This is a genomic window from Metabacillus indicus (genome assembly GCF_046603695.1).
GTDB lineage: Bacteria > Bacillota > Bacilli > Bacillales > Bacillaceae > Bacillus_P > Bacillus_P indicus.
The window spans coordinates 357,367-375,078 of sequence record NZ_CP176757.1 but is presented as its reverse complement, the minus strand read 5'-3'; the positions used below and the strand labels follow the sequence as shown (position 1 = coordinate 375,078).

Sequence of the window (17,712 nt, the reverse complement as noted above, 5' to 3'; positions counted from 1 at the left end):
CAGCTCTCCATCACCATTGATTGGGCGATTTAGGCTGTTAGAAGATCCTAATATAAACCCAAAACGACCAATAATATTCCATTTTCTAACAAAAAGGGGGTCAGTCCCGCTGCACGTTAAAGCACAGCGGGACTGACCCCTTTTTTTATTCCCACCTGAATGTAAAGCTGGCTACAATAAACGCTCCCACTGCCCAGCAAACTAAAATCAGCATTTCCGTTCCGAGTGCAAGTACCGGTGCTCCGACATTCATGACCTCTCTGAGTGCATGGCTCAGATGGGAAATCGGAAGCGCGTAGACGACCGGCTGAAGGAAATCAGGCATGTTGCTGATGGGAAAAAAGACGCCTCCCAAAAACAGCATCGGGAAGGATAAAAATCCGGCAATTGGCGCTGCACTTTCCGGCGTTTTTGCAATGCCGGCAATGATAAATCCGATTGCCATAAACGCGAGAGTGCCAAGCACCACAAACGCAATCAGCGTGAGCCAGGATCCCCGCACATCCACCCCGAAGATCAGCTGGGCAATAACAAGGACAAGCAGTGCCTGCAGGCCGTTCAGCATCAGCCGGGCCGTAATCTGTGCGGCAATAAATGTTGAGGCTTTAAGCGTTGTTCCCTGCATTCTCCTCAAAATCCCCCGCTCTCTCCAGGCAGCAATCTGCCCTGCTACTCCGTTCATATTGTTGCTCATAATCATCATGGCAACGATGCCCGGAACCAGAAAATCGATATACTGCAGATTGAGGGTTTCAATCCCTTTTGCCTCTGTTACGACAGCGGGCTTATACCCGACTTTTTCTTTGCTGATCTGATCGACCGCCCCATTTACGAGCTGAAGGCCGATTTGAGAGACTGCTGCATTTGTTTCATCGTAGTAAACCGGAAGTGAGGCTGGAGTTTCGTCTCCAGTGTTCTTCCCGTAACCTTCAGGAATTACAATTGCAAGTTGAAGATCTCCTTTTTTCACTTTGCCGAGTGCACTGTCTTCCTTGCTTTCTTCTTGGACCTTCATTGCCTGGTTTTTCTTAAGTGCTGTCACCAAAACCTTGGATTCATCTGATTGATCCTGGTCCACCACGCCGACGGTTACAGACATATTGTTTCCGCCGCCCAGAAACGAGCCAAGCATCACCATGAGAAAAATCGGAAAGAGCAGAGTCCAGAACAACACCTGCCGGTTCCGCATGAAAATGCGAAGCTGGGTTAACGTCAGCTGCCAATAAGCTCTCATGCCTCCCTCAGCCTCCTTCCTGTCATATGAATAAAGACATCTTCAAGAGTCGCCGTGCGTATTTGCAGATCAGCAAGCTTCAGCCCCTGTTCTGCCGATGTCCCAATCAGGCTCGTCAGCGTTGCCTGCAGATCATCTGTATAAAGAATAACTGCATCCTTCTGGCTTCCGACCTGCTTCACTCCTTGAATCCGGCTGAAATCAACCTCAGCCCCCTCTGCTTCAAAGCGAAACTCCACCGCATTTTCAGAGTGAAGATTTCTGACAAGCTGAGCCGGAGTATCAAGGGCAATCAGTTTCCCCTGATCCATAATCGCAATCCTGTCGCATAATACGTGCGCCTCATCCATATAGTGGGTGGTCAGAACGACTGTCACGCCTCTTTCCTTCAACTTAAAAATAATATCCCACAGCGTTCTTCTCGCCTGCGGATCAAGTCCCGTCGTCGGTTCATCCAGAAAAATAATCCACGGGTCATGCACAAGGGCAAGAGCAATCGCAAGCCGCTGCTTCTGTCCGCCAGACAGACTCTTAATTCTGCTCTTCGTTTTATCAGTCAGCAGCATATCCTCAATCAGCGGATGGATAGGGACATGCTTCTTGTAGAAACTGGCATACAGCTGCAGAATCTCCTCCACTGTCAAAAGTTCAAAAAGAGTCGTAGACTGAAGCTGGACGCCAATAACCTCTTTGACCTTCTTTAAATCCCTGACAACATCAAAGCCTCCAATATCAGCCGACCCGCCATCAGGCTTCCGCAAGCCGACAAGCATTTCAAGTGTCGTCGTTTTTCCCGCTCCATTCGGGCCGAGCACGCCAAACACTTCGCCCTTGAAAACCTCAAACGTAATGCCGTCCACTGCCGTAAAGTCCCCATACGTCTTGATTAACCCGTTCACGCTGATCATCTGATTTTGTTCAAACATTTTTCACACTCCAAAAGGAGGCAGATTGGTGCTGCCTCAAATTTCTTCTATGGTTATGTATTCTGCACGACATGAATTTATCCCTCTCCAGTCATTCAAGTTAACAAAGCTGGCAGATTGTGTGTCATCTATTATTCAAATAGAAAGAACTCACAAATAAAACTCGTATGCTATGATAAGAATAAAACGAAAAAACGTTTTCAAACATCAGGGGGAAAGCCATGAATACAGGAGGATTGGTGCAGCAGCTCTACACCGCAACCGAATGGATCACACGAATCTTTACAGCCAACATCGTCTGGCTGTTCTTCAGTCTGCCAATTGTCTACTTATCTTTTAATCTATTTGCCGTCAAAGATCCGGCCGGCTTACTAGTAAATGGGCTGACAATCGCTATTTTTACACCTTTCATCCTTTTCCCTGCGACTGCCGCCCTTTTCGGCATCACGCGGAAATGGGTGACTGCAGACAGCGGGGTTTCGCTGCTTCGCTCCTATTGGAAGCTCTACAAGGAAAACTACACCCGAAGCATGACGGGCGGACTGCTGATCGTCCCAGTCTGGATCATCCTTGTCATCGACTACTTCTATTTCGCAAAATCCGGCTCGCCGCTGTATTATCTATTTCTGGCAATCGGTATATTTATGTTCGTGTTCACCATGCATTTCTTTTCAAACACCGTGCACTTTCATCTGACATTGCTTCAATCGCTTAAAAATTCGATGCTGCTTTCAATCGGAAAGCCCGTGCACACAATCGGGATTGCAGCAGGAGTCGGTGCCCTGTTCTATGTCAGCACGAGCGTTTTTCCTCTTCTTATCCTGCTGGGTTTAGGGAGCTTGACGGCGTGGGTTGCGTTTTATCTGTTTTCAAGGGCTGTTTGAGTTGGTTTTAATGCACGTGAAAAAACTCGTCATTTTGTATGGCGAGTTTTTTAAGTATGTAAGGCTATGAAATTCTGTTCAAACTCATCTACTATTTCAACGACTTCTATCTTCCCATTGACTAAAAGCTCCGGCAGCTCATTTTCTTCGCGGTTCTCCCAATATGCCTTTGCCTGCTTCATCTTATCTGAAAATGGAACACAGTCTTCCTTTGGCAGCAGGCTGCCGTTGCCTTCAAAGCAGCTGCCTTCTACCCTGAGTTTCACAATCTGCAAGACTCCCCGGTTATAAGAGTCAAAGATTTTTTTCCAACTCAGAATATCCTCATACGTTTTCGCTGCATATAAACATGAAAGCCGTGAAGGGTAATCAGGGTAATCTTGTAATCTGACCATTTCAACGACCGCTTCCCTGACAGCCCTCATTGTTTTGTCCATATATTTCATTGTTGTTTCTGCATCATTTTTATTCAATTTTAAACCATCATCACATATTCCATTCTGAAGAATCCGGTCAACTGTTTCACCTTTTGCATTTAAGATATTTGTTTCGAAAAAGAAGCGGAACAAAGAGTTATGCTCGTTCTTGTCGAAGGATATAATCTGACCGGGACTCTTTTTTTTCTTTGTTACTAGATGGTAAACGTAAAACGGTTTGTTCATAGGTTCCTCCTGTTGCTGATTATGTTATTAAAACCCCAAGCACAATAAAAAGAAGGGAAACAGCAAAAAAGCCAAGAAAAAAGTATCCGAAGTAACGGATTGGCCTGGGAAGCTTTTTCATATCGGTCTGCGAAGGCAGTCCCTCGATTCTTTTCATGTGCTCCACAGCATTGTTGAATGGTTTTTGATCGGACATCTTGGGCCCTCCTCCAAAAGATTGCACGAAACTTCTTATCGCTGCATAACCACATCTTCACTTCTCTAACACCATTCATATTCATCTATAATTCCACCAAAAGCTGTTAAAACCTCTTTCACAGACGTATTTCCTAAGAACGGGCAGACCCCATACATACTCCCCTCACAAACACGACAACCTAAAGGTAAGGCTATTTAAGACGGAGGTCTACGTTTAGTGAAAAAAACAGCCATCCTGCTAATCCTTTCTCTCGCTTTCATGCTATTGCCCAGCACAATCATCAAGCCCATTACAGCAGCGCCAACCGACACAGCGATGCGGCTGATGACCTACAACGTCCGATATCTGAACAGCTCCGACCCTTCCCCTCATACATGGGCAGAGAGGCTTCCTGCCATTGTGAAGCTTATTCAAAAGAAGAATCCGGATATTATTGGTACGCAGGAAGCTGTGTATCAGCAAATCCAGGATCTTGATGCATCTCTGCCTGAGTACAACTGGGTTGGAATTGGAAGGGAAGGCGGCAGCAGCGGGGAATATACCGCCATTTTCTTCAGGTCTGACAGATATGAACTGCTTGAGTACAATTACTTCTGGTTATCGGACACACCTGAGACGGTTGGATCAAAGAATTGGGGTAATGTCATATCGCGGATGGCGACGTGGGCGAAATTCTCAGACCGAAAAACAAATCAGTCCTTCTATGTTATAAATACTCATTTCGACCATGTTTCTGCAGAAGCCAGGGAAAAAAGTGCCGCATTGGTCCTTGAGAAGATCAAGAATTTTGATTCCTCTCTTCCTGTTGTGCTGACCGGTGATTTTAATGCTGCTCCGGGCAGTCCACCTTATCAAATATTGACACAGGAAGGTGCATTCAAGGATTCATGGAAAACGGCAGCTGTACGCATAAACAAAAACCTCGGCACCTTAAACCGCTTTAAAGATCCAACAGGCGAGGGTCCAAAGCGCCGCATTGACTGGATCTTGACCAAGGGGAATGTTCTTGCTGACACTGTGAAAATTGTGAATGATTATGAAAACGGGCAGTTTCCAAGTGATCATTTTCCGGTTGTGGCGGATTTTCGGATTGTAGAAAGATAAGGCAAGGCAGAAAAAACGAATGTTTTTTCTGCCTTTTTTTACTGCTAACTGCGATTTTTATTCCTTTTCAATTGGAAGCTCTATCCTGATCTGATTCACAGATTGACAAACAACATCATACATTTCCTGCATTCCGGCCTCCGACGCTTCAAAAGAATATGCATTTGCGCTTCTAATCCCAATATTCTCAGCTTCTTTTGCCACATCGATGTTCGCTCCCATAAAAATGAATTCCCAGCTGTATTTTTCCTGCTGATGTTTGATGAGCTCATTGACTTTATTATATGAGAATTCTTTACTGGCATTTTCCTGTCCGTCCGTTGTAATAACAAAAATCACTTTGCCGGGCCGCAGTTCTTTCGAGGTCTTTGAAAGTCTGCTGCCCACATCGGTAATTGTTTTCCCAATGGCATCTAAAAGGGCCGTCATCCCTCTGACATAGTATTCTTCCACAGTCAGTTTGATGGATTTTGCATCTTCCCCTTTCCAGAGCACTTCATATTCATCATCGAATAATACAGCGGTAAGCGCTGTATCTCCTTCAAACCTGCACTGGCTTTCAACAAAAGAATTGAAACCTCCAATAACATCCTGTTCAAGGCCGCCCATTGATCCGTTGCGGTCCAGCAAAAACACAATTTCAGTTAACTTATGATTCATGTTCATCAGCCTCCATACATATTCATGATATAATCTTAACAAGAATTATCCATATAATGGTCGCTTTGAAAGCGACATTTGGAGGCGGTCATTTGCTTACTCAAACATTTTTAGATGAACTGAAAGACTACATAGACAACGCACTATTTTCCTCAGATTTTATTTGCTATTCACCGGCATCAGAAGATATTCTGGTGTATTCGCCTGAAATCATTTCTCAGGATATCGAAGATTACATCGGCAATAACCGACAGCCTGTTTTAAACCAGGTATTATTTGACCTGATTGATAAACGGGGCCTTACTGATGCACAAGTGTACAATAAGGCCGGATTAGACAGAAAGCTGTTTTCGAAAATAAGAACAAATCCTTCCTATAAGCCTAAGAAAAACACGCTTGTATCCATTGCATTCGCATTGAAGTTAAGTGAAGATGAGTTTGACAGCTTCTTAGAAACCGCTGGTTATTCACTCTCAAACAGCGACACACAAGATCTTATTATTAAGTTCTTTCTCGAGAAAAAAAGATATGATATCGACGAACTACACGAAGCATTTGACAGGTTCATCCCTAAAAAACAACATACTGAAAATCCGCTGACGAGTAATGCCGTTCTTTTAGAAACCTTAAAAACCATTCCAGGCCTTCAGCTCAATAAGCACGTAAAAAGCAATATGCAGAACGGCGAATGTGTAACAAGGAAGCCTCACCATCGCCGTAAGAATGTCATTGGGGATATATCTCCTGAAGGCACGTACTTCACTCTTTATAAAAATGGATCCTGGACTTCAAGGAATAAACTTGGAATTACTACGATTGAACAGGTTATTAAGCACGTAAAATCGGATATTGCGTTTTTAAGCAGATAAGAAAAATTAGAGAAAATAAAAACGACCAGCATATATGCTGATCGTTTTTTTATCTGCAGCAGAATAAGTCATCCAGCCCTTTTAAGAACTGACCCAACTCTTCCTCTGACTGAAACTTGAATGAATAGCCATAATGGATGGGTGTTTTTCCCCCGTTCAGCCTTTTCGGATATGCGCTTAGCGCCGTGCTATGTACAGGACCGCCGCTTTTTTGGACCAAGCGGAGCGACTCTGCCGTATCGGGGTGCAGAACAATGTTGGTTGCTTTCGTGTTTTGAGTATAGATGATGTCTCGGCTGATCATATGCTCGTACTCGTTTGCTTTTGCGGTTTCTTTTGTTAGTTTAAATCTATACTGGCTGAAAATTTCGTTCATGTTGATCTCCTGACTATTTTTTCTATGATCATTATCTATTCTTCCATTAAGCCTCGTTTCCCTGCAAGAGGGAAAAATCTTAATCTCCCCCGTAAAAAAGGGATTGAAAATCTATGAATTTATATTTATAATTATGCAAGTAAATGAATTTTAATAAACAAGGAGACTATTATGCGAAAACAACTTTTTTCTATACTCACCATTCTAGTTCTGCTAATCTCATCTGCAGGCGCAGCCTCGGCTGTCACATATTCACCATCATTGGTACATAAGAAAAGCGCCATGGCCTATCAGCATACGAAGTACCTGTCTGAAACAATAGGACCTCGTTTGATGGGTACTTCTGGTGAAACTGAAGCGAAAACGTATATTCATGATCAATTTAAGCGCATGGGATACAAAACCGCTGAACAACCTTTCACTTTTAAAAGAAGAGGAACAAATTTATCATCAGCTAACGTACTTGCCTTTAAGCAGGGAAAATCAAGCAAGCAAATAATTGTCGGCGCTCACTATGATTCTGTTGAAAAAATCAAAGGAGCCGATGATAACGCATCAGGAGTAGGCGTAATGCTTGAAGTTGCTGAAGTCCTGAACAAAGTATCCACCCCATACTCGATCGTATTCGTTGCCTTCGGCGCTGAAGAAGGCGGATTAAATGGATCAAACCATTATGCAAAGCAAATGACAGCTAAAGAAATTGACAACACAGTCGGCATGATCAACCTGGACAGCCTTGCTGCAGGCGACAAAATGTATGTCCATGGCAGTGCAGGCGAAGATGGGTTCATTCGCGACCAGGCGATGAATATTTCCAAAAAGAAAAAGCTCAATATCGGCATCAACCCAGGATTAAACCCTGAATACCCGGCAGGCACAACTGGAGACTGGAGCGACCATGCTCCGTTTGATAAGCTCGGTATTCCTTTTGCTTACTTTGAATCTACCAACTGGGAAATCGGTGACCTTGATGGCTACGAGCAAACAGAAGAGCACGGCGGAATCTGGCATACAGAAAACGATACTCTTGCTTTCATTGAGGAAGCATTTCCAGGCAGAACAGAGGAACGCTTATCCTCTTACAGCCAGGTGCTGACTGAACTTTTGAAGCATATGAATAACCCAAGTCTATCAAACTAATAGAACTAAAAAAGAAAGGCTGATGCCTTTCTTTTTGTTTTGCCTATATATCATTACATCTTCTCAGCAATCCTTTTCAGTTCCAATGCTCGAGCAGCAATAAAGTTCCTCATGTACCTTTCCAGAAATAAAAGATCGGCCACCTTTCCAAAAATGCCAAAAGGCGATTCATAGGAAAAGGTATCCTTCATGATTGTTCCTGTTCCGCTTTCTTTAAATTCGTGAGTATGAGTGAATGAACGAAAAGCTCCCTTAACCATTACATCTGAAAATTGATAGGGCCTTTCCATCTCAGTAATCCTGGCTGTTAATCTCTGTCTTACTCCAAGATGAACAGCTTCCCAAGTGACTGAATCTCCGTGTTCCATCAGGCCGCTGGTCACGCCGTCAACCGCTTTTTCCTGAGTTCTGCTTGTTGTTTCCATATGCACATCTACACTGCGCGCAAGGTCAAAACAAACTTCAATGGGGGCATGGATATAAACTTCGTGTTTAATTGTTGGCATATCAGGGACCTCTCATCTATCGGATACACCAATTGTAAGCAACGGCTGACTAGCACACAAGAAAGGCGATCTCCATTTTACATTTTATGCTAAAATTAAATGGTATTTAACAGAAGTATACGGGGAGATGCAGAGAATGAAAGCAGTAGTACAATATGAGTTTGGGGATCCCGGTGTCCTTACATATTCAGATATTGAGGTACCCGAAATAGGAAAAAACGAAGTATTAATTAAAGCGGCTTATACAAGTGTTAACTATGCAGATATTAAAAAGCGGTTAGGAAATAAAGAGAAAGGGAGTTTTCCTCTAACGCTTGGATTGGATGTTGCCGGAACAATTGAAGAGGCACCCGCTGGCTCATCTTTTTCCATAGGAGACCGTGTAATAGCTTTCCCTAAAAACGGTTCGTATGCAGAATTTGTTGCAGCAAATGAACAATTAGTCTTTAAAATTCCGGAAAACCTGTCATTTGAACAGGCGGCAGCAATGCCCACAGTATCTATTTTAAGTTTCCTGCTCTTATTTGAAATCGGACAAGTACAAAAGAAAGATACCATTGTGATACACAGCGCAGCCGGCGGGGTAGGCTCTATGCTCATTCAACTTGCAAAGCTCGAGGGTGTTCAGAAAATTATCGGGACGGTTGGCAGTTTAGATAAAGAGAACTACGTAAAGAATTTGGGTGCAGATTTCGTGTACACCTACGAAACCTTTTCAGAGGAAGTGCTGAAACAGACGAATCATCTTGGGGCTGATGTTATTTTTGACTCCATAGCCGGCGAAGTCACCAGTCAAAGTTTGATGTGTTTGGCACTGTATGGCACTCTCGTTCAATTCGGCAACAGCAGCGGCAAACCCGGCACTTTTAAAACAAGTGATGTTCACAGCAGCTGCAGAAACATTAAAGGGTTCAGCCTGGGCACTACCAGAAAACACAACCCAGCCAAACTAGCGCCTGTTGCAGAAAGAGCTTTAAAATTATTTGCCTCAGGAGAAATAACCCTGCCTATCGCCGAAGTGTTTGAATTAAGCGAGGCGGCACAGGCTCATAGATTAATTGAAAGCCGCAATTATGAAGGGAAAATTTTAATCAAGATATAAAGATGGATGATTTAATAGTTGAATAGACATAGATGACGAATGCAAGGCAAAATCATCGGAATGAAAAAACGACCAGATGTTAGTCTGGTCATTTTCTCCCTGTCTATGTTGCTTGCATACAATACCTAAACCGTCATCCTCCAACTAGACACAGCAAGCCAGGCCTCCCGCTCTTTATAATCAGGCATAATCTTCCCGACTAATCTCCAGAACGACCGGTCGTGATTCAGATGCACCATGTGGCACATTTCGTGCACGACAACATAGTCGATTACCTCCTGGGGCGCCATCGCAAGTTTCCAGTTGAAGGTGAGCTCCAGGTTTCCGTTGCACGTCCCCCAGTTCTTGTTGCTGTCGACAATTTTGACAGAGCGGGGCTTCATTTTGAAATGGGCTTGATGGGACTTGATGCTCTTTTCCACGATGGCTTTACACTGCTGGTAATAGTAGCGTTTGAGTGCCTGTCTGATGATGGCATCCTCCTGCTGCTTTACTTGAATGTGCAGGGTTTTCCCGTCAAATACCACATGGTCTTTTTGGATGGTTTCATCGTGCGTAATGCTAATGGGGTACGCCTTTCCCAAATATAGAAAGGTCTCCCCGTATTCATAGGTTTTCTTCAGCGCACCCTGCATCCTGGTCTGCATTTCCTTCAGCTTTTCCTGAATCAGTGCCCAGTTTGCCTCAAGCACCTTATGCACTTGCTCTTCGCTTGTGCCCTTCGGAGCCAGGACCTCCACAATTCCGTACTGGTCCATGCGCAGCCCGATAGAGGTGCGGTTTTTATGCGTCACCTCAAACCGGATTGTTTCTCCTGCATATGTGTGAATCATCTTTACGCGCCCCGGTATTTTACAGCCAGTCCCTTTAAAAAGTTCCGGGCAAACTTATCTCCGCACGCTTTGTAATTTTTATGGCCTTCTTTTCTGAGGAGAGCACCGAGCTCTCCTTTAGTCACCTGCAACCCTGCCAGGTCAAAAATCTCAATCATTTCCTCAGTTGTGAGCGCAAGAGCAATCTTCACTTTTTTCAAAAGATGATTGTTTACGTTCGTGCTTCTGCCAAGCGTCAGTTCCGGAGTCTCTGCCCCAGGCTTCGGACCGCGTTTAAAGGTGATCAGTCCATTCAAAAACGACTCGAACATCACGTTGTCGCACGTGATGTTTTCTTCCTCTGAGTCAGACTTTGTCAAAATGAGCGGCAGCTCCAAGGGACTTACTTCGATCCCGCCAAGCTTGAAAATCTCGACCATCTCTGCATTTTTTAAGTCCAGTGCATATCGTAAGCGAATTAAAATATCGTTATTATCCATTATATGACCTCCTGTCCGTCAGTTACCTAATAACCGGCGGGTGTTTGCGTGATTGCTTTGTTCATTATAAAGGGTAGACGGACAATAATAAAGCCTGCCCCCGAAAGGACAGGCTCACGCGTTATTCTTTCAGCCATTCTTCCAATGCTTCATCAAGTTCTGCCGTGATTTTCGTCTTCCGTTCATGCAGCCCGCCCAGCTTTTCATAGTCAAGTTCAGCCGCCATTAAGGAATCGAGTTGAACGAGTTCCTTTTCAAGCCGCTCCACCTTCGCAAGAGCAGTTTCAGCCGCTTCTATTCGCTTTACAGTTTCCACTCGTTTTTTCTCTTTAACAATTTCCTGTGCCGGAATCTGCTTCACCTTCTGCCGCTTGTACTCATCATAGTTTCCAAAGTAGCTTTTAAACGCAAAGTCCTCAAGCGCAACGATCCGCTGGCTGATTTTATTGATAAAATAACGGTCATGCGAGATAAAGAAGATGGTTCCTGTGAACTCTTCCAGTGCTTCTTCAAGGGTTTCAATTGAATCAATATCCAGATGATTTGTCGGTTCATCCAGAATCAGCAAGTTCACATCCTGAAACAGAAGCATCCCGAGCTTAAGCCTGATCCGCTCTCCCCCTGACAGCTGATTCACTTTATTGAAGACCGTATTTTTATAAAACATAAATTTAGCCAAATACTCCCGAGCCTTGCCCTCCGGAATCGAGATGTCTTCCCTGAAGCATTCAAGTACGGTATGCTGTTCGTTGTTAAAAGTGATCGTCTGCGGCAGATAGGCAGCCTTCACATTTGCTCCAGCCTCTACCACCCCTGCATCCGTCTTCTCTTCTCCAAGCAGCATTTTCAAAAAAGTCGTTTTTCCGCTGCCGTTCCCTCCAATCAGACTGACCCGTTCCCCGTAGCGGATCATCAGGTCTGCATTTTCAAGCAGCACCTTATCTCCGTAGCTTTTAGAAAGACCGGCAGCTTTGATCGTTTCATTCCCGGACCGTTCTGCCTGTTTGACGTTCAGCCTCATATTCCGTTTTTCAAAAACCGGCTTATCAATCCGCTCCATCTTCGCAAGCTTTTTCTGAATGCTCGCTGCCCGTTTGAAAAACTTGGTGTTGTCAGCACGCATCGCCCAGTCCCTGAGATCTTTTACGGTGCTTTCCATGGAAGTGATTTTCTTTTGCTGCTCCCGGAAATGCTCAAACTGAATCCGCATGTTTTCTTCCTTTTGACTTACAAAGGAAGAATAGTTCCCTTTATACGTGATGGATTCCATGTCCTCAATCTCCACAATTTTCGTCACGACATGATCGAGAAAATAACGGTCATGCGAGACAATGATGACGATTCCCTTATAGCTTTTCAAATAACCTTCAAGCCATTCAAGAGCCTCCATATCCAAATGATTTGTCGGCTCATCCAGCAGAAGAATGTCCGGATCATGCACTAATAGCTTCCCAAGCATGACTGTCGTCTTCTCCCCGCCGCTAAGCAAATCAAAGTCCTGATTCAAAAAAGCATCGCTGAATTTCAGCCCCGTGCACACCTTCCCCAGCTTCTCCTGAATCTCATAGCCGCCCTTGCCTTCATACAGCTGGACAAGCACACTGTATTTCATCAGGGCCTTCTCAAGAGCAGCATCCGTAAGTGTCTGCATCTGCTCCTCTAAATCACGCATCTTTTCCTCAATCTTATGAACATCCTCAAACGCCATATTCAGCACATCCATTACCTTAAGACCTTCAGGTAAAGACGGCATCTGTTCCAAATACGCGATGGTCGCACCCCTTGGCCGGTGGATCAGCCCCTCATCATACCCCGGGCTCGAAGTCTGCGGATAACCCGGATAGTAATGCATCTTCAAAATACCGGCAATCAGCTTTAGCACCGTACTCTTCCCGCTTCCGTTCGCGCCGACAATCCCAACCTTATCTCCGGCATACACCTCGAAGCTGATATTCCTCAGCACAAGGGTAGCCTCCATATATTTCTTCACACCCTGCAGCGTCAACTCAAACACAAAATCCCCTTCTTTCATCATTGTGTGAGTTATGCCGTCTATGGACAGGGCAAAGAAGTCAGTTACTTTCACATGCAAAAAGGCCGCAAGAAGATATCTCTTCCTACAGCCTAAAATCGTCCGAAATTATGATTGGGGTCAGCTTAAATAAGCAGGCGTCTGCATAATGCACAGAACATTCCTTTATCAGCGTTACTGATAAAAACAGCCAGCCTTCATCATCTCAGGTTTTAGAAAAGTAAGCGATCCTCTGTATTGCCAACATTCCATAAAGAGCATAACCAAATAAACCTGGTAATCAGGCACATTTTTATACTCGTTATAAAATTCGTATGAATTTTATCTGGAAATGAATTAGCAATAAGATGGCATCATATAGTTACTTTCCTCCTCCTAAGATTTGTTTTATTGTCTCATTTTTAGGTAAATATGTAAATAATCGATTCAGAATTCAATCGTGTTCTTGCTATCAATAAACAAAATTCCATAAAGGATTTAAGGCGATAATAAAACGGCCAGAGATTTTCTCTGCCCGCTTTGTTTAACGTATATTAAAAAACAAATAGTATTTATATCTTAAAAAGTCATTGATAAATAAATACCGCCATGATATATTACTTTAGAAACACAAAACCTAATAGTTAAACACCATATATTTATCCTTATCTTAATCTTACATCAAAACCTCTCTCTCAGTCAACCCATTTTATCAAACTTTTTTTAAAGGAGTGCTTTGAATGAAAAATGACCTTCGGCAGGAGCAGGAACGACTGGATCTGGTGACCGGGACTATTACGGAGCAGATGAGCAAGCTTGCGGATGAAGCCGGCCGGCGCCGGAGTGAAGTTACCCATATTCAAAGGCACTTTTGGGATGAAGTCAAGGTAAATACAGATACGTTTGACGACTATCTTGAGACCATCATCGGTTTAAGGCAGCAGGCGCAGGCCCTGACTGTCAGCCAGAGCACCCACAGGCATGCCAAAACCAGGCTGTCTGTCCTTGAGCGCATGCAAAAATCACCTTATTTCGGACGGATTGATTTCACCGAGGAAGGCACAAAGGAACCCGAAAAAATCTATATTGGCATTTCAACTCTCACAGATTCAAGCGGCGAGGATTTTCTGGTCTATGATTGGCGCGCTCCGGTTTCGAGCGTTTATTATGACTATCCCCCAGGCCCTGCTGAATACACGACTCCAGGAGGCGTGATTAAAGGAAATCTGGAGACAAAGTGGCAATATCTCATCCGCGGGGGCATGGTCGAGTCGATGTTTGATACGAGCCTTACCATTGGAGATGAGATTTTAAAGGAAGTGCTTGGCAAAGGGACAGACAAACACATGCACAGCATCGTGGCGACCATTCAGCAGGAGCAAAACCGGATCATCCGTCACGTATCGGGCAGACTGCTGATTGTTCAGGGAGCAGCAGGAAGCGGCAAGACCTCGGCAGCTATGCAAAGGATTGCTTACCTCCTCTATAAGTACCGGGACCGTCTGAAAGCTGATCAAATTATTCTTTTCTCCCCTAATTCCATGTTTAACAGCTACGTATCCAATGTCCTGCCTGAGCTTGGCGAAGAGAACATGCAGCAGGTTACGTTCCAGGAATATATGTACCACAGGCTGAGCGGCTCCTTTAAAGTCGAGGATCCCTACGAACAGTTGGAATATGTACTGACCGCGGCTGATGAACCTGCCCGCCGCACAAGAACGGCAAGTATCCGGTTCAAGGCTTCCACTTCCTTTTTCGAGACGGTAAAAGCGTACAGCCACTCCCTTGAAGAATCCGGCATGGTATTTAAAGGGGTTAAATTCAGAGGAAAACCATTTGTCTCCGGCAAACAAATGGAAGAAAGATTTTACGGCACGGATACTTCCATCCGCTTTTCGAACAGAATTGAGAAGCTGCAGGAATGGCTGAACGCAAAAATCGATGAAACGGAAAAAGCCGAGCTGAACGAACCTTGGGTCCAGGAAGAAATTGAGCTTCTGAGCAAAGATGAGTATCAAAAGGCTTTTTCTTATTTAGAGAAAAGAAAGGACTCTGAGGAAGATCTTGATGATTACGAACAAGAGATCAAGGTGCTCGGCAGGATGGTTGTGCGGAGGAAGCTGAAGCCACTCAGAAAATGGGTGCAGGGCATCCGCTTCGTCGATTTTACCGCTTTATACAGACAGCTTTTTTCAGACCCTTCGAACATAAGCAATTGGATGACTGAGAAACCGCCTGAAGAGTGGGCGGATATTTGCAGGATGACGATGAACATGCTTGATGAAGGAAGACTGTTTTATGAAGATGCTCCTCCGTTTTTATTCTTGAAAGAGCAGATTCAGGGCTTTCAGACAAACACGTCGATTAAGCACGTTCTTGTAGACGAAGCACAGGATTATTCTCCTTTTCAATTTGAATTTTTGAAACGGCTGTTTCCTATGGCAAAGATGACCGTGCTCGGGGACTTTAACCAGGCCATCTTCGTTCACGCAAGCGGCCTGTCCGATTTCCACCCGCTAATGGGCTTATATGGCCCCCATGAAACAGAAGCCATTCTCTTAAACCGAAGCTACAGGTCTACTAAGCCGATAACGGATTTCACTCGGAAACTTTTTCCTAACGGTGATCAGATTGTCTCTTTTGAGCGCGGCGGCGAGATGCCTGTTCTGACTGCCGTATCAGACCGGACCGAATTGCACCGGCGCATCGCATCCAAAGTTGCAGACTTCCAAAAGCAGGGGCACCATTCCATTGCCATCATCTGCAAATCCGCTGCCGAAAGCAGCGAAGCTTTTGGCGCGCTTGGTCATATTCCGGACATTAAGCTTGTAAAAAGCGGCTCGGCTGAATATGAGCAGGGCATCGTTGTGATCCCTGCCTATCTGGCTAAAGGCATTGAATTCGACGCTGTCATTATCTATGACGCATCGGCTCAAGTTTATGGAGACGCGAGCCTGCGCAGATTGTTTTATACGGCCTGCACGCGCGCGCTGCATCTCTTGCAGATTTACAGCGCCGGAGAGCCGTGCGGATTTTTACAGGAGGTACCGCGGGAGAATTTGATTTGGAGTTGACTAAAAAAGGAAGGAAAGGCTGCCTCACCGCCTTTCCTTCCTTTTTATTTTGCGTTCGCGTCAGGCTGATGAATGCCGAAGATGTTGCCTTCCGTATCAAGGTAGTACCCTTGCCACGCCATTCCGGGAAGGGCATATTTCGGCAATGCAACCTTGCCTCCGCACTCAAGGATTTTCGCTTCCGCTGCGTCATAGTTTTCAACGCCCATCGTACAGGAAAACCCGTTTAACGGCTGGTTTTGCTCAGGAGAAGGACCTTGTCTCTGCATCAAAGCCCCGTTGACACCTGGTTCATTCTCATCTCCTGTCACTGCTCCGAAATACGGAAGGCCTGCATACTCACTCCAGTCCTGGAATGTCCAGCCGAAGACCTCTCCATAAAACGTCTTTGCGCGCTCCATTTCATTTACGTGAATTTCAAAGTGTACTAATCTGCCCATGTGAGCCTCCTATTTGCATATGTATTTTTATTATTTTTTCTAAATTGGTACAGGAATGTATTTCTGTTTTACCTGCTATAAACCCTCTATGAAAAGAAAAAATCCTTTATTTACTGATATTATCTGCACAAAAAAGCAGGAACCCTTATAAGGTTTCCTGCTTTTCGTTTAACCGTTCTGCTGCTTGTTTTTCCTCAAACCTCTCAAGCATTGCCCTCACTTCATCTGTCGATTTCGTGTTCATCAATTGACTCCGCAGCTCTGCAGCTCCCGGGAATCCTTTGACATAGATTTTGAAAAAGCGGTGAAGGCCGGTAACAGCGCGCGGTACTTCTTCTGCATATTGATCTTGAAGGTCAAGCTGCAGTCTCAGAAGGTCGAGGTATTCTTTGCTGCTGTGTTCTCTCGGCTCTTTTTCAAAGGCAAACGGGTTTTTAAAGATCCCACGGCCGATCATGACGCCGTCAATGCCGTATTGTTCTGCAAGCTGAAGACCTGTTTGCCGGTCTGGGATATCGCCGTTGATGGTCAGCGTCGTGTCCGGTGCGATGCGGTCACGCAGTTTTTTGATTTCCGGGATGAGCTCCCAATGCGCATCGACCTGGCTCATTTCATCTCTTGTGCGCAAGTGAATGGAAATGTTAGCAATGTCCTGCTTCAAGATGTGGCCAAGCCAGTCCTCCCATTCGTCTATCTTTTTAAACCCGAGTCTTGTTTTCACGCTGACAGGCAGTCCGCCTGCTTTTGCAGCCTGAATAAGTTCTGCCGCAACGTCCGGGCGGAGGATGAGGCCGCTGCCTTTTCCTCTTGATGCCACGTTCGGAACCGGACAGCCCATATTGATATCGATTCCTTTAAAGCCCATTTCCGCCATGCCGATGCTCATTTGACGGAAATAGTCGGGATTGTCTCCCCATATATGTGCAACCATCGGGTGTTCATCTTCTGTAAACGTCAATCGGCCGCGCACACTTTTCAGGCCCTCTGGATGACAGTAGCTGTCCGAGTTAGTAAACTCGGTGAAAAATACATCTGGACGGCCGGCTGCACTGACTACGTGACGGAACACAACATCTGTCACGTCCTCCATTGGGGCAAGTACGAAAAATGGCTTCGGCAGATCACGCCAAAAATTGTTGGTCATGCCAAACTCAAATCCTCTCAATTTGAAACTTCCGTAAAAATTATTCTTTTACACTTATAACATGTTTCC

General features: G+C 44.8%; 18 protein-coding genes. 6 read left to right on the top strand and 12 right to left on the bottom strand.

Annotation, left to right across the window (positions count from 1 at the left end; genetic code table 11):
- Positions 1-145: 145 nt before the first annotated feature.
- Together ACK1LH_RS02055 and ACK1LH_RS02050 are read right to left on the bottom strand one after the other, a co-directional pair.
- Entirely contained in the window at positions 146-1,234 is a 1,089-nt protein-coding gene (locus ACK1LH_RS02055; protein ID WP_203289463.1) for an ABC transporter permease, read from the bottom strand.
- Positions 1,231-2,160 carry an ABC transporter ATP-binding protein gene (locus ACK1LH_RS02050; RefSeq protein WP_203289462.1) on the bottom strand — a complete coding sequence of 310 codons (930 nt, stop codon included), beginning with the start codon at positions 2,158-2,160 and terminating at the stop codon, positions 1,231-1,233. Before ACK1LH_RS02050 ends, ACK1LH_RS02055 begins: the two co-directional genes overlap by 4 nt.
- 221 nt (positions 2,161-2,381) lie before the next feature.
- Between ACK1LH_RS02050 and ACK1LH_RS02045 the strand changes: the two genes are divergently transcribed.
- Positions 2,382-3,044, top strand: coding sequence for a YesL family protein (locus ACK1LH_RS02045; RefSeq protein WP_411334354.1), 663 nt, complete (start codon positions 2,382-2,384; stop codon positions 3,042-3,044).
- Between the two features lie 50 nt (positions 3,045-3,094).
- Here ACK1LH_RS02045 and ACK1LH_RS02040 read toward each other — a convergent pair whose 3' ends face one another.
- Together ACK1LH_RS02040 and ACK1LH_RS02035 are read right to left on the bottom strand one after the other, a co-directional pair.
- Positions 3,095-3,706: a DUF2441 domain-containing protein gene (locus ACK1LH_RS02040; protein WP_411334353.1), complete on the bottom strand. Its 612-nt coding sequence runs from the start codon at positions 3,704-3,706 to the stop codon at positions 3,095-3,097.
- Positions 3,707-3,725: 19 nt separating this feature from the next.
- The gene (locus ACK1LH_RS02035; RefSeq protein ID WP_411334352.1) at positions 3,726-3,902 is read right to left on the bottom strand and encodes an amino acid transporter; all 177 of its coding nucleotides are present in this window, start codon (positions 3,900-3,902) and stop codon (positions 3,726-3,728) included.
- Positions 3,903-4,121: 219 nt separating this feature from the next.
- Between ACK1LH_RS02035 and ACK1LH_RS02030 the strand changes: the two genes are divergently transcribed.
- The gene (locus ACK1LH_RS02030) at positions 4,122-5,009 is read left to right on the top strand and encodes an endonuclease/exonuclease/phosphatase family protein (RefSeq protein WP_411334351.1); all 888 of its coding nucleotides are present in this window, start codon (positions 4,122-4,124) and stop codon (positions 5,007-5,009) included.
- A gap of 57 nt (positions 5,010-5,066) precedes the next feature.
- Here ACK1LH_RS02030 and ACK1LH_RS02025 read toward each other — a convergent pair whose 3' ends face one another.
- Positions 5,067-5,669, bottom strand: coding sequence for a vWA domain-containing protein (locus ACK1LH_RS02025; protein ID WP_411334350.1), 603 nt, complete (start codon positions 5,667-5,669; stop codon positions 5,067-5,069).
- A gap of 92 nt (positions 5,670-5,761) precedes the next feature.
- Here ACK1LH_RS02025 and ACK1LH_RS02020 point away from each other — a divergent pair, with 92 nt between their 5' ends.
- Positions 5,762-6,538: a hypothetical protein gene (locus ACK1LH_RS02020; RefSeq protein ID WP_411334349.1), complete on the top strand. Its 777-nt coding sequence runs from the start codon at positions 5,762-5,764 to the stop codon at positions 6,536-6,538.
- A gap of 49 nt (positions 6,539-6,587) precedes the next feature.
- On the opposite strand, the gene ACK1LH_RS02015 is transcribed toward ACK1LH_RS02020, so the two are convergent.
- Complete coding sequence (locus tag ACK1LH_RS02015; RefSeq protein WP_411334348.1) at positions 6,588-6,914, bottom strand: hypothetical protein; 327 nt, start codon at positions 6,912-6,914, stop codon at positions 6,588-6,590.
- Between the two features lie 171 nt (positions 6,915-7,085).
- Between ACK1LH_RS02015 and ACK1LH_RS02010 the strand changes: the two genes are divergently transcribed.
- Positions 7,086-8,054 (top strand): M20/M25/M40 family metallo-hydrolase, encoded by a 969-nt coding sequence (locus tag ACK1LH_RS02010; RefSeq protein ID WP_411334347.1) that lies wholly within the window; start codon positions 7,086-7,088, stop codon positions 8,052-8,054.
- A gap of 53 nt (positions 8,055-8,107) precedes the next feature.
- Here the strand turns inward: ACK1LH_RS02010 and ACK1LH_RS02005 are convergent, their stop codons facing one another.
- Positions 8,108-8,560 carry an SRPBCC family protein gene (locus ACK1LH_RS02005; protein WP_411334346.1) on the bottom strand — a complete coding sequence of 151 codons (453 nt, stop codon included), beginning with the start codon at positions 8,558-8,560 and terminating at the stop codon, positions 8,108-8,110.
- Positions 8,561-8,696: 136 nt separating this feature from the next.
- Between ACK1LH_RS02005 and ACK1LH_RS02000 the strand changes: the two genes are divergently transcribed.
- Positions 8,697-9,662, top strand: a complete 966-nt coding sequence (locus ACK1LH_RS02000) for a quinone oxidoreductase family protein (RefSeq protein WP_411334345.1) — start codon at positions 8,697-8,699, stop codon at positions 9,660-9,662.
- Positions 9,663-9,787: 125 nt separating this feature from the next.
- On the opposite strand, the gene ACK1LH_RS01995 is transcribed toward ACK1LH_RS02000, so the two are convergent.
- The 3 genes from ACK1LH_RS01995 to abc-f form a co-directional block, all read right to left on the bottom strand.
- The gene (locus ACK1LH_RS01995; protein ID WP_411334344.1) at positions 9,788-10,495 is read right to left on the bottom strand and encodes a M48 family metallopeptidase; all 708 of its coding nucleotides are present in this window, start codon (positions 10,493-10,495) and stop codon (positions 9,788-9,790) included.
- 2 nt (positions 10,496-10,497) lie between these two features.
- The gene (locus ACK1LH_RS01990) at positions 10,498-10,974 is read right to left on the bottom strand and encodes a DUF1456 family protein (RefSeq protein WP_411334343.1); all 477 of its coding nucleotides are present in this window, start codon (positions 10,972-10,974) and stop codon (positions 10,498-10,500) included.
- A 121-nt stretch (positions 10,975-11,095) separates the two neighbouring features.
- Positions 11,096-12,988, bottom strand: a complete 1,893-nt coding sequence (gene abc-f, locus ACK1LH_RS01985; RefSeq protein WP_411334342.1) for a ribosomal protection-like ABC-F family protein — start codon at positions 12,986-12,988, stop codon at positions 11,096-11,098.
- 737 nt (positions 12,989-13,725) lie between these two features.
- Between abc-f and helD the strand changes: the two genes are divergently transcribed.
- On the top strand, positions 13,726-16,059 hold the full coding sequence (gene helD / locus ACK1LH_RS01980) for an RNA polymerase recycling motor HelD (protein ID WP_411334340.1): 2,334 nt from the start codon (positions 13,726-13,728) through the stop codon (positions 16,057-16,059).
- Positions 16,060-16,103: 44 nt separating this feature from the next.
- Here the strand turns inward: helD and ACK1LH_RS01975 are convergent, their stop codons facing one another.
- Both ACK1LH_RS01975 and ACK1LH_RS01970 read right to left on the bottom strand, forming a co-directional pair.
- Entirely contained in the window at positions 16,104-16,499 is a 396-nt protein-coding gene (locus ACK1LH_RS01975; protein ID WP_203289438.1) for a VOC family protein, read from the bottom strand.
- A 145-nt stretch (positions 16,500-16,644) separates the two neighbouring features.
- A complete protein-coding gene (locus ACK1LH_RS01970) occupies positions 16,645-17,643 on the bottom strand; it encodes a tRNA dihydrouridine synthase (protein ID WP_411334339.1) in 999 nt (332 codons plus the stop codon).
- Positions 17,644-17,712: the final 69 nt, after the last annotated feature.

Coding starts and splice junctions, on each gene's coding strand:
- ACK1LH_RS02055 (WP_203289463.1), bottom strand. CDS start 1,234: ATGAGAGCTTATTGGCAGCTGACGTTAACCCAGCTTCGCATTTTCATG.
- ACK1LH_RS02050 (WP_203289462.1), bottom strand. CDS start 2,160: ATGTTTGAACAAAATCAGATGATCAGCGTGAACGGGTTAATCAAGACG.
- ACK1LH_RS02045 (WP_411334354.1), top strand. CDS start 2,382: ATGAATACAGGAGGATTGGTGCAGCAGCTCTACACCGCAACCGAATGG.
- ACK1LH_RS02040 (WP_411334353.1), bottom strand. CDS start 3,706: ATGAACAAACCGTTTTACGTTTACCATCTAGTAACAAAGAAAAAAAAG.
- ACK1LH_RS02035 (WP_411334352.1), bottom strand. CDS start 3,902: ATGTCCGATCAAAAACCATTCAACAATGCTGTGGAGCACATGAAAAGA.
- ACK1LH_RS02025 (WP_411334350.1), bottom strand. CDS start 5,669: ATGAATCATAAGTTAACTGAAATTGTGTTTTTGCTGGACCGCAACGGA.
- ACK1LH_RS02015 (WP_411334348.1), bottom strand. CDS start 6,914: ATGAACGAAATTTTCAGCCAGTATAGATTTAAACTAACAAAAGAAACC.
- ACK1LH_RS02010 (WP_411334347.1), top strand. CDS start 7,086: ATGCGAAAACAACTTTTTTCTATACTCACCATTCTAGTTCTGCTAATC.
- ACK1LH_RS02005 (WP_411334346.1), bottom strand. CDS start 8,560: ATGCCAACAATTAAACACGAAGTTTATATCCATGCCCCCATTGAAGTT.
- ACK1LH_RS02000 (WP_411334345.1), top strand. CDS start 8,697: ATGAAAGCAGTAGTACAATATGAGTTTGGGGATCCCGGTGTCCTTACA.
- ACK1LH_RS01995 (WP_411334344.1), bottom strand. CDS start 10,495: ATGATTCACACATATGCAGGAGAAACAATCCGGTTTGAGGTGACGCAT.
- ACK1LH_RS01990 (WP_411334343.1), bottom strand. CDS start 10,974: ATGGATAATAACGATATTTTAATTCGCTTACGATATGCACTGGACTTA.
- helD (WP_411334340.1), top strand. CDS start 13,726: ATGAAAAATGACCTTCGGCAGGAGCAGGAACGACTGGATCTGGTGACC.
- ACK1LH_RS01975 (WP_203289438.1), bottom strand. CDS start 16,499: ATGGGCAGATTAGTACACTTTGAAATTCACGTAAATGAAATGGAGCGC.
- ACK1LH_RS01970 (WP_411334339.1), bottom strand. CDS start 17,643: ATGACCAACAATTTTTGGCGTGATCTGCCGAAGCCATTTTTCGTACTT.